The organism is Vibrio rumoiensis 1S-45, from assembly GCF_000286955.2.
Classification (GTDB): Bacteria; Pseudomonadota; Gammaproteobacteria; order Enterobacterales; family Vibrionaceae; genus Vibrio; species Vibrio rumoiensis_A.
In genome coordinates this window covers 60,722-75,388 of record NZ_AJYK02000020.1, presented here as the reverse complement: position 1 = coordinate 75,388, position 14,667 = coordinate 60,722, and the positions used below count along the sequence as shown (strand labels likewise).

General features: G+C 41.0%; 11 protein-coding genes. 7 read left to right on the top strand and 4 right to left on the bottom strand.

Annotation, left to right across the window (positions count from 1 at the left end):
- Window positions 1-110: 110 nt before the first annotated feature.
- From A1QC_RS03160 to A1QC_RS03145, 4 genes are all read right to left on the bottom strand, one after another.
- The gene (locus A1QC_RS03160; RefSeq protein ID WP_017026468.1) at window positions 111-1,904 is read right to left on the bottom strand and encodes a PglL family O-oligosaccharyltransferase; all 1,794 of its coding nucleotides are present in this window, start codon (window positions 1,902-1,904) and stop codon (window positions 111-113) included.
- 77 nt (window positions 1,905-1,981) lie between these two features.
- The gene (gene uvrA / locus A1QC_RS03155; RefSeq protein WP_017026467.1) at window positions 1,982-4,807 is read right to left on the bottom strand and encodes an excinuclease ABC subunit UvrA; all 2,826 of its coding nucleotides are present in this window, start codon (window positions 4,805-4,807) and stop codon (window positions 1,982-1,984) included.
- A gap of 207 nt (window positions 4,808-5,014) precedes the next feature.
- Window positions 5,015-5,866, bottom strand: a complete 852-nt coding sequence (gene galU / locus A1QC_RS03150; RefSeq protein WP_017026466.1) for a UTP--glucose-1-phosphate uridylyltransferase GalU — start codon at window positions 5,864-5,866, stop codon at window positions 5,015-5,017.
- A gap of 135 nt (window positions 5,867-6,001) precedes the next feature.
- Window positions 6,002-6,652 carry a LuxR C-terminal-related transcriptional regulator gene (locus tag A1QC_RS03145; protein WP_084021840.1) on the bottom strand — a complete coding sequence of 217 codons (651 nt, stop codon included), beginning with the start codon at window positions 6,650-6,652 and terminating at the stop codon, window positions 6,002-6,004.
- A 321-nt stretch (window positions 6,653-6,973) separates the two neighbouring features.
- Here A1QC_RS03145 and A1QC_RS03140 point away from each other — a divergent pair, with 321 nt between their 5' ends.
- From A1QC_RS03140 to A1QC_RS03110, 7 genes are all read left to right on the top strand, one after another.
- Window positions 6,974-7,513, top strand: a complete 540-nt coding sequence (locus A1QC_RS03140; RefSeq protein ID WP_017026464.1) for a single-stranded DNA-binding protein — start codon at window positions 6,974-6,976, stop codon at window positions 7,511-7,513.
- Window positions 7,514-7,721: 208 nt separating this feature from the next.
- Window positions 7,722-9,716: an RNase E specificity factor CsrD gene (gene csrD / locus A1QC_RS03135; protein ID WP_017026462.1), complete on the top strand. Its 1,995-nt coding sequence runs from the start codon at window positions 7,722-7,724 to the stop codon at window positions 9,714-9,716.
- A gap of 17 nt (window positions 9,717-9,733) precedes the next feature.
- Window positions 9,734-11,188, top strand: a complete 1,455-nt coding sequence (locus A1QC_RS03130) for a hypothetical protein (protein ID WP_017026461.1) — start codon at window positions 9,734-9,736, stop codon at window positions 11,186-11,188.
- Window positions 11,188-11,844, top strand: coding sequence for a type II secretion system protein GspM (gspM, locus tag A1QC_RS03125; RefSeq protein ID WP_017026460.1), 657 nt, complete (start codon window positions 11,188-11,190; stop codon window positions 11,842-11,844). Before A1QC_RS03130 ends, gspM begins: the two co-directional genes overlap by 1 nt.
- The gene (locus tag A1QC_RS03120) at window positions 11,837-12,160 is read left to right on the top strand and encodes a hypothetical protein (RefSeq protein WP_017026459.1); all 324 of its coding nucleotides are present in this window, start codon (window positions 11,837-11,839) and stop codon (window positions 12,158-12,160) included. The genes gspM and A1QC_RS03120 overlap by 8 nt, the downstream gene beginning before the upstream one ends.
- Window positions 12,161-12,175: 15 nt before the next feature.
- A complete protein-coding gene (gene mshL, locus A1QC_RS03115) occupies window positions 12,176-13,822 on the top strand; it encodes a pilus (MSHA type) biogenesis protein MshL (RefSeq protein WP_017026458.1) in 1,647 nt (548 codons plus the stop codon).
- Window positions 13,822-14,667 carry an ExeA family protein gene (locus tag A1QC_RS03110; protein ID WP_017026457.1) on the top strand — a complete coding sequence of 282 codons (846 nt, stop codon included), beginning with the start codon at window positions 13,822-13,824 and terminating at the stop codon, window positions 14,665-14,667. Before mshL ends, A1QC_RS03110 begins: the two co-directional genes overlap by 1 nt.

Below are 14,667 nucleotides of genomic sequence, written 5' to 3'. Positions count from 1 at the left end.
GCAAATCAGATTTAATAACAGCTTTGATTAGATATGGATAAAGGCGACCAAGTGGTCGCCTTTGTTTTTTGGTTGTTTCTCATTCCGTTTATGTGAGGATCAATGAAACGTTATTTTGTAACTGCTGCACTACTTGCCTGAGCGGATGATAGTGCTTTAGACGCCCTTTCTTCTGGCGAAATAAAACGTACTTTTGAAAAATCTTGATCTGGGAATAAGAAGCTCGCTTCTTTTCTAATGTCTTCGGCTTTTTCCATTTTGCCTATTCCTTGATAGGCGACGATCAAGCTTGAATAAAATGCAGGCCTTGGTTTTCGTTTTATGATGCTGGTGGCCCAATCAATGTAAGGTTGTATGTATTCAGGCTTATTCATGTGTAGACCAATATTGAGTTGAGTGCTGTACACATCCCAGTCAAACCTATCTTTCCATACACTTGGGTTGGTCACTTTATTGAGTAATTCTGGATTCATTGGGCGCTGATATTCAAAACGGCTAAGCACAGAGTTGGTATGTAAGGCTGTGATCATAAAAAATGCAGTGATAATAGGCATCACTAATGAAAGCACACTGAGCAGACTTTTTGATATGTGGCTAAATGAGACGGTTTGATACTGCGACGTAAGCTGATCGATCCAATAAATGAAAACAATAAAAATCACCCAGTGAATTGAAGAGTGATAAAAAGGGTATTCCAGCTGAGTATGTAACACTATCGGGAAGAATAATGCAGATAACGCCAATCGCGTTCCAGACTGGGCTTTTAGGATCTTACGCAGCACAACTAAAGCGGCGAGTAGCAGCCCTAACAAAGGAACAATACCGCCTTCCACCGCCCAATATAATATTTCATTATGTGGGTGATCCATGGAAGCCAATCCTGCATGGTAGCTTGGGTTTAATTGATGCTGCCTTGCAGTATAAACAATATAAGCGGGTTCAAAGCGACCATAGCCATAACCAGACCATGGCTTTTCAATCACCATATCTAAAGTTTGCGGAAAGGTGTAGCGGCGAGGGCTTTCTAAATTTGATTTTTCTGTAATTAATTGATTACCACCAGTGCTAGAGGCTAACGTATAGCCGCCACCTAAGCCAATAATCAGCGCCAAGCACCATAGATAAAATGAACGTTTAGAGAGAAAGGTTTTTAGATAAGGCAAGATCAAAACGCTAGCGACAGCGGCACCTAACCAACCAGTACGCGAAGCCAACACCCAAAGCAAAGGGATCACTAAAATTGGAACAAGGTATAAAGCCTTGGTCATTATTGGGTGATGTTGGACATTAGTTTGCTTTTGCCTTGCCAGTAAATAAGCTGCAACTACTAATCCGGTAGCAAGAAAACTGGCCATGACATTCGGTTGTTGAAAAATGCCGTATGGGCGATTTTGCGCTGTGTTGTAGCCTAAAATATTGCCCGGTTGCAGTATTAAGTATTGAACGTAACCAAGAATGACCTCGATTAAGACAGCACCAATGATGAACCACAATAAGGTCTGTTTTTGTTTTATGGTGAAGTTATATTGTTGTAATACCAGCAGCAATAGCCATCCGCCCCACAAACCAATTAAGCGTAGCCAGGAATCTTCTAGATTGGAGTCATGGTAAAAGACCGGAATCGTTAAAATTACGCAGGCAAGCAGTAATGTAAGGGTTAAGCTAGAAAAGCGTAAAGTATGGCGATTGGCGGTGGCGTAAAGCCCTAATCCAAGTGTAAAGCTTAAGGCTAGCCAAGTTGTTGAATTAAAAGAAAGTGATAAACCAGCCCCACCGGGATTGGCTTGAAAAAAGTGCATGGCAATGAGAAAAACCACCCCAAAAGACCATAAAAAAGGCTTGGTAAGTGAGCTAGGCTCTGGTGCATCTTCAAGCTGTGTGCCTTGGGTGTGTAATATTGCCATGTGAACGAGACATCCTTGTTAAATGATATAAAGGCACCGAAAGCCAGAAACTTAACGGATACCTTTTTCAAAATCAATTACTTTAATAGTGGCTTTAGGAAATGGGCAGTATGCGATCCTTTTACTTTTGCTACCTGTTCTGGTGTGCCACAAGCAATGATTTCACCCCCGCCACTGCCACCTTCAGGGCCAAGATCAACAATCCAATCGGCTGTTTTAATGACATCTAAATTGTGTTCAATCACCACCACGGTATTGCCATGATCACGCAAGCGATGCAACACATTGAGCAATTGTTGAATGTCATGGAAATGAAGACCAGTCGTCGGCTCATCCAAAATATACAATGTCTTACCGGTATCACGTTTAGATAGCTCTTTCGCCAGTTTCACTCGTTGAGCCTCGCCACCCGATAACGTGGTCGCCGCTTGTCCTAAGCGAATGTAGGATAAACCAACATCCATTAAGGTTTTCAATTTACGAGCAATTACCGGAACTGGTTCAAAGAATTGGTGCGCATCTTCTACCGTCATGTCCAATACTTCATCAATGCTCTTGCCTTTATAGCGAACATCTAAAGTTTCACGGTTGTAGCGTTTACCTTTACACGCATCACAAGGTACATAGACATCAGGCAAAAAGTGCATTTCAACTTTGATGACACCATCTCCTTGGCAAGCTTCACAACGACCACCGCGAACGTTAAAGCTGAATCGTCCAGGCTTATAACCACGAGAACGCGACTCTTGAGTACCGGCAAATAATTCACGAATCGGGGTAAAGATCCCGGTGTAAGTGGCAGGGTTTGAACGAGGAGTTCGGCCAATCGGGCTTTGGTTGATATCGATGACTTTATCGAAATGCTCTAGACCGACAATCTTTTTGTATGGCGCTGCTTCTGCTGTGGTCGCGCCATTTAATCGAGCATGGGCGATCTTAAAGAAAGTATCGTTAATTAAGGTCGATTTACCAGAGCCAGAAACACCGGTCACACAAGTGAATAAGCCGACCGGAATCGAGAGATTTACATTTTGTAAGTTATTGCTGGTTGCCCCAATCAGTTCGACGGTTTTCTTTTTATCAACAGGAGTGCGCTTTTCGGGAATGGCAATTTGTTTCGCGCCGCTCAGGTATTGCCCTGTGAGTGAATCTGGGTTGGCAAGGATGTCTTCCATTGTGCCTTCGGCAATAATATTACCGCCATGCACACCAGCGCCTGGGCCGATATCAATGACATAATCAGCCGCGCGGATGGCATCTTCATCATGTTCAACCACAATCACGGTATTACCAAGGTCACGTAGATGCACTAAGGTTTTAAGTAAGCGTTCATTATCGCGTTGGTGCAAGCCGATAGAAGGTTCATCGAGAACATACATCACGCCCACAAGACCGGCGCCAATTTGGCTAGCAAGGCGAATACGTTGAGCCTCACCACCTGATAAAGTCTCTGCGCTGCGTGAAAGGTTTAAGTAATTTAACCCCACGTTGATTAAGAAATTTAATCGGTCACCGATTTCTTTTAATATTTTCTCAGCAATTTGCGCGCGTTGACCGGTCAGGTTCAATGATTGGAAAAACTCCATTGAACCAAAAATACTCATTTCGACAATCTCGGGTAAAGAAGTATCGTTGATGAAGACATGACGCGCTTCGGTTTTCAGACGAGCGCCACCACAACTTGAACAACACTTATTTGAAATGTATTTAGAAAGCTCTTCACGAACAGAGTTTGAATCGGTTTCATGGTAACGGCGGTTGAGGTTATTCAAAATGCCTTCAAATGCGTGGCGTTTTACTCGCATGTCACCACGGTCATTGACGTATTTAAACTCAATTTCCTCGCGTTTCGATCCATTAAGTACAATATCGCGAACCTTTTTCGGTAACTTATTGAAAGGCAGTTGTAAGTCGAAATTGTAATGGTCTGCTAATGCTGTGAGCATTTGAAAGTAATAGAAGTTCTTTTTATCCCAGCCTCGAATCGCGCCATTAGCAAGGCTTAAGCTTTCATCTTGGATCACACGTTCCGCATCGAAAAATTGCTGTACACCCAAGCCATCACAGGTTTCACAGGCTCCAGCCGGGTTATTAAATGAGAATAACCTAGGCTCAAGTTCCCGAACACTGTAGCCACAATGAGAACAAGCAAAGTTGGCAGAGAAAATAATGTCGTCTTGGGAGGCATCATCCATCCAAGTAATGGTTGCCGTACCGCCCGAAAGCTCTAAAGCGGTTTCAAATGATTCGGCTAAACGTTGCTGAATTCCATCACGGACTTTAAAGCGATCCACCACCACTTCAATGGTGTGCTTTTTATGAAGCTCTAATGTTGGTGGATCGGAGAGATCACAAGTTTCACCGTCAATTCGAGCGCGAATAAACCCTTGAGCCGCTAAGTTTTGCAGAGTCTTTACATGCTCACCTTTGCGCTCTTTGATGATAGGGGCAAGTAACATGAGCTTGCTATTTTCCGGCATCTCTAAGACTTTATCGACCATTTGAGAAATGGTTTGTGCTGCCAAAGGCGTGTTGTGATCCGGGCAACGAGGCTCGCCCACGCGAGCGTATAACAAGCGTAAGTAATCGTAGATTTCTGTAATGGTTCCCACGGTTGAGCGAGGGTTGTGTGAAGTAGACTTTTGCTCAATGGAAATCGCTGGTGATAATCCTTCAATATGGTCAACGTCAGGTTTTTCCATTAAGGATAAAAACTGGCGCGCATAAGCTGATAATGATTCAACATAACGGCGTTGCCCTTCGGCATAGAGCGTATCAAAAGCCAATGAGGATTTGCCTGAACCTGATAACCCGGTGATGACAATTAATTTGTCTCGAGGAATAGTGAGATTGATGTTTTTTAGGTTATGGGTTCTGGCTCCGCGAACTTCGATGGTTTCCATGCTTCACGCTCTCATAGTTAAGAAGGGGATAGAGTTTGTTTGCTTGTGGTGTTTTTTCCACGACCAAAGGTAAGCAAAAGCTAAGTATTACACACGTAATAAAAAGTGAAAATAGATTACTGTATAAAAAAACAGTCAAAGAAAAAAAAGAAAAGCCGCAATAAATAGACTTATTGCGGCTTAGGTTTGGTTATCGTTGTGATTGAATCATTTTTTACTTGTTTTGGTGTCATCTGACTTTAAGTAAAGATTTTCATAACAATAGTTTGTGGCTTCTATATAGCCTTCAACGCTACCACAGTCAAAGCGCTTACCTTTAAATTTATAAGCTAATACACAACCAGCTTTCGCTTGTTTTAGTAGTGCATCAGTAATCTGGATTTCGCCACCTTTACCCGGTTCTGTATTTTCAATAAGCTCGAAAATATCAGGCGTTAAGATGTAGCGTCCGATGATGGCTAGGTTACTTGGCTCGGTGCCCGGTTCTGGTTTTTCTACCATGTCATCAACGCGATAAAGATCATCTTTAATCATTTCCCCAGCAATCACACCATATTTATGAACGTCTTCACGAGGAACTTCTTGAACGGCAACGATAGAACAACGGAATTGCTTGTACAAAGCAACCATTTGAGATAATACGCCTTGGTCTGGATTGACGCATAAGTCATCGGCTAATACTACGGCAAAAGGTTCATCACCCACTAGTTCACGGCCGGTTAAGATTGCGTGTCCTAAGCCTTTCATCTCACGTTGACGAATATAAGTAAAATGAGCGCTATCAATGGTGTCACGAATATTAACTAATAAGTCTTCTTTATTCGTCCCGCTGATTTGGTGTTCAAGTTCGTAGTTTTTATCAAAGTGATCCGTTAACGAGTGCTTTCCACGACCCGTAACAATACACATGCCAGTCATGCCTGCTTGAATCGCTTCTTCAACACCGTATTCAATTAAAGGCTTGTTAACAACGGGCATCATTTCTTTTGGCATAGACTTCGTCGCAGGTAGAAAACGTGTACCGTAACCTGCAGCTGGGAAGAGACATTTCTTGATCATGGCTAAAACCTAATTGGATAATTAAATAGTTGATATTGATAAAATAGCACTTTTTATAAGAGAAAAACAAATATCACAGCTTTTAAATATCAAACTCTTGACCGTCATTTGATCTGAATATTTTTCAAATAACGATTAAAGATAAAGCTGCGCCCAATTGATGGCTTGTCTTCTATTGTTGACGCTAATTTTTCTAAATATACGATAAAGGTGTGACTTGATTGTGTGCTCACTGACAAATAAATTATCGGCAATGTCTAAGTTAGAATGACCGATTTGTAAATGCTCCAGAATTTCTAACTCTCTGCGCGTTAATGATAATTTTGCCTTCATGACCGTATTATGACTTTGACGACTAATGGTTTGCCAATGTTCAAACAGTTCGATGAGTAAAGCTCTTGGGAGGCGATTTTTCCCACTGATCATAGCTTTTGTATCAAGAAGGACTTTATCCATAGTATCGTCTTGATAAAAGTACCCAGCTAAATGGTACCACTGTGATAGCAACATTAAATTTGGGATAGCAGGGGCATTAAATAAAGCGGTCGCGCGAGATTGCTTTAGTAAAGGGTGAGTTTGTAATTCAAATAATTCATTCTCAGAAAACTGAGCATCAACTAACACTAAATAAGGGTGTGGGGATTGTCGAATAAAAGCAATGGTTGCAATGTTTAACGGTTTTACGCTGATTCCGAGATGACTTTGTAAATGAGATATGAGGGGATCTTGCTCAGAGAGTAAAGGCGACAAAAAATAAACCATGACTCTTTGATGCGTGCTTCTCATACCCTTTAATCCTGAATAAATAATAGTTAGCTGAACTTTTCAAACGATTGATTGAAAAATAACAGGGTGGCCTTTTGTTTTAATTATATGACTTTATTGGTTTTTTGGTGATTCAGATAGCTTCTTAATGATGGTTGTTTAAACGATTCTTAGGGTTGAGAATAACTTCATAGTGTGCAGGAGATAATGAATTGTGGATTGTAATTTTTTAACAAAATGAGTGACAAATAAGAGCTTTGCTATCGAACATGGATTCCTATCTCGTAAGAAAACATGATATCATCAAGCGCTATTTATAAATGCATAGAGACGGAGCAGAGCATGGCTAGCCGCGGAATAAATAAAGTAATATTAGTTGGAAATCTTGGTAATGATCCTGAAATCCGTTACCTACCGAGCGGTGGTGCTGTCGCAAACATTACCATTGCAACCTCTGAATCTTGGAGAGACAAAGCCACTGGTGAGCAACGTGAAAAAACAGAATGGCATCGTGTGTCTTTGTTTGGCAAGTTAGCTGAAGTGGCTGGTGAGTATTTACGTAAAGGTTCTCAAGTTTATGTTGAGGGTCAATTACAAACGCGTAAGTGGCAAGATCAAAGTGGTCAAGACCGCTTTACTACAGAAGTGGTTGTTCAAGGCTTTAATGGCGTGATGCAAATGCTAGGTGGTCGCGCTCAAGGCGGAGCTCAAGCTCCTGCAGGCAACCAAGGTGGAAATTGGGGACAGCCTCAGCAACCTCAAGCGCAACAATCGGCTCCTCGTGCACCACAGCAGCAAGCTCCTCAACAGCAGGCGCCGCAACAGCAAGCACCACAATACAATGAGCCACCAATGGATTTTGATGACGACATTCCGTTCTAGAAAGCAAAAAGGTGACGAGAGTCAGTAAAAGCCTTGGTGTTTTGTCAGATTAACCTTGAAAGTCGCATGATTATTGCGGCTTTTTGCTGTTATAATGCCTGTTAATTATACAAATATGCTGCCAGAAGCCTCTTTGGTGTTATTTGAGTCTGCTCTAAATGAGCATTGCTTTTAAAAATAGCAAGTAACTAAACGGAATTTAGTTTACATGAGATATACCCCAACCCTTAAACTTAGCACTCGACTGGTTTCTTTTGTCACAATGATTGTCGTCAGCGCCATGTTTATTCTTTTTGTTGGTGGTGTATTTACGTTTAAAAAAATGGGTGGGCAATACGTTGATCAAAACCTTGAGCGTATAACTGAAATCATTGATAACGAATTAGCGACCCCGCAAGACTTCGATGAGATACGACGTTGGTTACCGAAATTATTACAATCGAGTAATGTTGTTGAATTGCAATTAACCTCACCCGCCGGTGTGGTTTATTTATTTAAAGACGATGCATTAAAGCAACAGCAGCAAGATAAACTTTTACTGTATAAAAAAACGTATCCACTGCAGAGGAATGTTGACTATTTCGCTGAATTTCAAGCTGTGCCTCCATATACCAATAATAGTTATTCTTTTGAAGCTTTCTTCTCGTTAACGCTTGCCGTTCTATTGGTTGTATTTTGCTTAATGAAAGGCCTGCATTGGCTTAGATTGCAGCTATACGGTTCTGAATTACTGGAAGAGCGAGGGAGAATGATCCTTGCGGGCCAAGTGGAGAAATATGCCAAAGGTGATGAAAGAGAGTGGCCTTATACGGCAAGTGAAGCGTTAAATCGATTGATCATAGAGCTTAACGATGCAAGGCAAGAGCGAAGCCGCTTTGATACTTTTATTCGAACTCATACTTTCCTAGACCAACTGACTGGTGCAGCGAACCGAGTTTTGTTTGATAGTAGGCTAGAATCAGTATTACAAGAAACAGGGGCTTCGGGAGGAGTGCTTCTGGTTGATATTAATGGTTGGGATACATTAACTGAAGAAGTCAGCAAAAATGTCTATGAATCGTTTTTGGTTTCAGTTGGGCAAGTTTTAAATAATCTAACTCAAAAATACCCCAATGCGGTCTTTGCTCGTTATTATGATTCACAATTTGCCTTAATGATCCCACACCAATCGGAAAAAGAAATATCTCAATTTTGTCACCAATGTATTAATCAATTAGAAAAACTTGAACCACCCAAGCCGCTTGATATCGATAATTGGTGTCATTTAGGCGTCAGTATTTTTTCGCAAGGTGAAGGGTTGATTCGTATTATTGATGAAACGGAATCAGCGCTTAAAACCGCAAAATTAGAACGAGTGAATAATTGGGCTAAATATAAAAAGAAAGTGGATAATAGAATCGAATATCGCGGTGGAGTTCGTTGGCGTAATTTATTTGATTTGAGACTCAATGATAAGAATCTGTTTATTTATGAGCAGCCTTGTTATTTAATAGATAGTATTACTGAGAAAATTGTGCATTTTGAATTGTTTAGCCGAATCCAAGAAGAGAGTGGTATCGTCGTTAAAGCGTCACGTTTTTTAACCGCGATACAACAAGTAGGCTACGAACGTAAGATGGATCAAACCACACTTAAAATGGTTTTTGATCATTTAAAGCGTAATCAGCCTCAGCGGAATTATTCAATTAACTTATTTACTGTGCCGTTTAAAAAGAAAGAGTACTTGCGCTGGTTCCGTAATGAACTCTTACAATTGCCTAAAGCATTAAGACAACAGCTTAGTTTTGAATTCGTTGAAGGTAGCTTAATTAATGATCTTGACGTGATGAGGCCAATAATAAAAATGCTATCTGGTTTAGGTTGTACCATTATTGTGAATCAAGTTGGTAGAACGATTGTTAGCACTCACTATATAAAAGATTTGCCGATAACATTTTTGAAACTCCATCGTAGTTTGGTGAAACAGATTGATCGACGGAATGAAAATCAGCTATTTATACGTAGTCTCTTGGGTTCATGTGTGGATAGTGGTACTGCAGTGATTGCAGTTGGTGTAGAAACAAAAAATGAATGGGATATTCTGGCTCATTTAGGGTTAAGCGGTGGGCAAGGGCGTTATTTTGAAGAAGAAAAACAATTATTACCGAATATTGAAATAACGGCATCAATAAAGCCTGGTCGCAGAAATCGCTGGCGTAAATAAAGGAAAGAATTCACTTTATGAGTATGAACTCATTAATACAGAGGCTGACCTCAAAAGCTCCAACTCAATCTTCTCTTAGTATTGTCGTGCTGAGTGATGGTGTGTATTTGTCCAAAGTTGAGAGCGAATCAGGAATACAGGCTACCACGTATCACGAATTAAAAGAAAGTAGTTGGGACTTTGTACTTGATACGGCATTAGAGGCTGAATCGTGCACTAATCTGAATGCAACGGTCACTTTTGGTTCTCATTTTTATCAGAGCTATCAGATAGACAAACCCGCTATACCTGAAGATGAGTGGTCAGTAGCCTTACCATTTTTGCTGAAAGATCTTATTACTGATCGGGTGACCGAAATTGTCGCCGATGGTATTGCGGTTCCTCATAGCTCAAAAATTCAAGCGTATGTTCTAACTAAACGTTTGATTGAACAATTAAAAGAAGTATTAGAACGTCACCAGATCCAGCTACTACAAATTTTACCTGAAGATGAAGTGTGGTCACAAACACGCACCGATACTTCGGCGTTTATGTTGTTACATCGCTCGGCGAGTAGTGAATTTAAGATTGGCGCTTTTGTTGAAGAAAGTTCAGTCTTTCAAAGAACCGTTCGAGGTATTCACTCACCGATCACTGGTGAATATTCTAATACCATACAGCTAGATGGTTTAGCGCTGGAACTGCAGCGCTCGATGGACTATTTATCTTCACAATTAAAACAGGTTCAGATTAATAAGCTCTTCTTGTGTTGTGATGGTGAGCAAGAACATGAATTACAAGCCGCCTTACAAGAACGGTTAAATGTTTCGGTTGAACCTTTATTGCTTGGCGTTTTACCACAAAAGAGTGGCAATATTTTAGCGCTGGAAGCTTATCGACGCCAGTTACAAGGGGTTAACCTTTACCCTGCACACCTTAAGCCTAAAAAAGAAGCATTTAACTTGGGTTTAGTGGCAATAAGTTGGCTTGTGATTGCAGTGTTTATGCTTGGTATTTATGGCTTTTACAACTATAAGAATTACACCTTAGATAAACAAGTGGCAGAGCAGAAAAAGCAAGCGCAGCAACTGTCTGTACAAGTGAAATCGCTGCAGACAAAACTATCAGCCCATCAACCTTCGCCTGCAAAAGTGGCTTCTGTTGAGCGATTGAAAGCCGATGTTAAAACCAAGCAAGATTCCTTGAAAGTGATCAATAGTTTTGATGCCAAGCAACAAGTGGGTTACTCCGGTATTATGCATGGGCTTTCGACTATTGGGCGCAACGATATCTCTCTCACCAGTATTCAAATTGATAACGACAGAATGAATGTTCAAGGTCTCGCCAAGTCACCAGCAGTTGTGCCTAAATGGGTGCAACACTTTAAAACTGAAATGAACTTAGTTGGACGAACATTTGAAAGCTTGTCCATTGGGCGTAATGAAGATGACGTGGTTATTTTCTCTCTACGTTCCCATTCAGGAGATAAGTAATGGATGGTCTAAAAAGAAATTGGACAATATTGTGTGACAGGTTTGCTCAATTATCAGAAAGAGAGAAATGGCTAACCACTATTGCCGGATGGATAGCGGTTATTTTCTTACTATTTAGTTTTGTTATTGAGCCTGCTCAACTGGAAAATAATACACAAAAAGTACGTCTTGCCTCTCTGCAAGGTCAAGTTGGTGAGTTGCATGGGCAAATTGCCGAGATGAACCGCAAGCTGAAGCAAGATCCTAATGCTGAAATCGATAAAGAATATAAAGCGTTATTACAAACGAGCCAAGATTTATCCCAGCGTTTATCCAATGTCGTAGACAGTTTAGTCACGCCAACGGCAATGGCGGCGTTATTGGAGAAAGTATTAGATCAAACCCATAAACTGAAATTGGTTTCGTTAGTGTCGATGCCGAGTGAACCAATTACGCTGGAAAATTCATCAGACAACATTGGTTATTACATACACCCAGTAAAAATTGTGCTGACCGGTAATTATTTCGATATAGAAGAATACTTATCGCAATTAGAACAAATGTCGGTGAAATATTATTGGCGTAGTTTTAATTATGAAGTAGAAGAATACCCTCAAGCTAAGTTGGTATTGATTGTATATACACTTGGAGCAAAAGAGGAGTTTATCGGTGGATAGAGCGTTATTGTTCAGCCTTCTCGTGATGGTTTCGAGTAGTGTATTTGCAGAAAAAGATCCAACGGCTCCATTAGATTGGATGACGGGTCAATCTGCTAAACCAAGCAAACAAGTTTATTATAAAGTGCCCACTTTGCAGAGCATAGTATGTGACGCTGGTACTGATTGCCATGCCGTAGTGGATAATAAAATAGTGAGTAAAGGGCAGGTAGTAAGCGGCTATAAAGTGACTGATATTAACAGTCAACATGTCGCCTTAACTCGAGGTTCTAAAACGTGGAATTTAGAGCTCTTTTCTCAAGTGAAAAAAAACTAAGGTTTCAAGGTTAATATGCGCAAAATAATATTAAGTATCATGATTGCCTCATTAATGGGTTGCTCAATGGGACATCGTGATCCTGTTGAAATGAAGCGAGCTTTAAATGAAGCGGCGAACGATAACGCCAATAGTTCTATTGATGATTTACCTGATTCTGTTCAAGCGGATTTAATGCCTGATGTCGAAGGGGCGAAAAGCGGCAGTGAATCTTCAGTGAAGCGCTTTCGAGTTCAAGCACAGGCGGTGAACGCTAAAGTGTTTTTTGCCAGCTTAGTTCAAGGCACCGATTACAGTGTGATTGTACACCCAGATGTTGCAGGGCAAGTTACCTTAAACCTTTCTGATGTCACTTTAGAACAGGTACTTGATTCGGTGAGCGATATTTATGGCTACGACATTGTCAAAACAGGCAAAGTAATTCAAGTGTATCCAGCAGGGTTAAGAACAGAGACGATACCTGTCGATTACTTACAATTTAAGCGTCAAGGTTTGTCTTTAACGACGATTACAACAGGTTCAATTACTTCTGAATACGATAATGACAATGATAGTAGTAGCAGTAGCAGCAGTAGTAATTCAGGGAGTGATGATAGTGGCGATTCAACCTCAAGCGAAACAACCGCTACCGGTGGCACACGTATAGAAACAACCAATAAGAGTGACTTTTGGCCGCAGCTACAAAAAGCGGTGAGCGCTATGGTAGGTAAAGGCAATGGCCGTAGTGTGATTGTTTCACCACAAGCCGGGGTTATTACAGTTCGCGCTTACCCTAATGAGCTTCGTGAAATTAAAACCTTTTTAGGTATTTCAGAGAAACGCTTACACCGCCAAGTGGTACTGGAAGCTAAAATCATGGAAGTAACTCTTAGTGATGGTTACCAACAAGGTATCAATTGGTCGAATTTAAGTGGCTCTATTGGTGGTACGACGATTACTGGTGGCACATCTGGTGGTGGCATTATTTCAGGGTTAAATCCTATTGGTGACTTGCTTGGTGGTGGCACTAACATGGTTATTAGTGATGGTAACTTTAGTGCTGTGTTGAACTTCATGGCAACACAAGGTGACTTGAATGTGCTTTCTAGCCCACGCGTGACCGCTGCGAATAACCAAAAAGCAGTGATTAAAGTTGGTGAAGATCAGTATTTTGTTACTGGTGTTGATGGTGAGGTCGGCAGTGGTGATAACGCCAATGTAGCTCAAAATGTTGAATTAACGCCATTTTTCTCTGGTATTTCATTGGATGTCACTCCGCAAATTGATGATAAAGGTAATGTGCTGTTGCATGTTCACCCTGCAGTTATTGAAGTATCGACTGACAATCGTGTGATTGACCTTGGGGAAACTGGTGGCGTGCTTGACTTGCCATTAGCGAAAAGTTCAATTCGTGAGTCTGATTCTGTCGTACGTGCGAGAGATGGTGACGTAGTGGTTATTGGTGGCTTGATGAGCAGCAGCACGGTTGATCAAACCACTAAGGTTCCTTTGTTGGGAGATATTCCTGGAATTGGACATCTATTTAGAAATACCAATAAGCTAACGAGAAAAACCGAGTTGGTTATTTTGCTTAAACCAACCGTGGTTGGGGTGAATACGTGGTCACAAGAAGTCGAGAAATCTCGCGATCTCTTGCAAGAATGGTTCCCTGATTCTAAGTAATGGTTTATCAATCTTACTTTGGTTTGAGTCAGGCACCTTTTAGCCTGACTCCGACAACCGCACTCTTTCATGGCCTTGAACCTCATTTTGAGGCGATTCAAACAGTGCTAAGTGCGATTGATATGGGGGAGGGTATTATCAAAGTGACAGGTGAAGTCGGCACAGGCAAAACACTGGTGTGCCGAATGCTGATTAATCACTTAAAAGATAAAGTTCATTTGGTGTATTTGCCTAACCCTATTTTAAATGGTGTGGAATTAAAGCAAGCCGTGGCTCATGAATTGTCGTTAGCTTCCTCATTGGACTCAGTGAGTTTGGTCGATGCTATCCACACTCGTTTGTTGGAAATACATCAAAGTGGCAAAACAGTGGTCGCTTTGATTGATGAGGCTCAAGCGTTAAGTGATGAAGCGGTAGAGACGTTGCGTTTATTTGGCAATTTGGAGACCGAGCATCGAAAACTATTACAAATGGTGATTCTTGGGCAACCCGAATTAGATGAAAGATTGGCGCAACATAGCTTAAGACAGTTTCGTCAACGCATTACATTTAGTGCCAAACTACGTCCATTAACCTTAGCTGAAACGGTTGCTTATATTGATCATCGAATTGAAAAGAGTGGTGGTGATACTGCTATTTTCAGTTTGCGTTTAAAAAAGTCGATATGGAAAGCGACACAAGGTATTCCCAGAATGATTAATCAAGTGTGTCATAAGTCATTGCTAATGGCATTTATGGGGCAACAAAAACAAGTACAAACACAGCATTTGTTCAGCGCATTGCATGATACGTTTGATGTTAAAAAACCTAAATATAAGACGCCATATTTATGGGGTTGGAGTTGA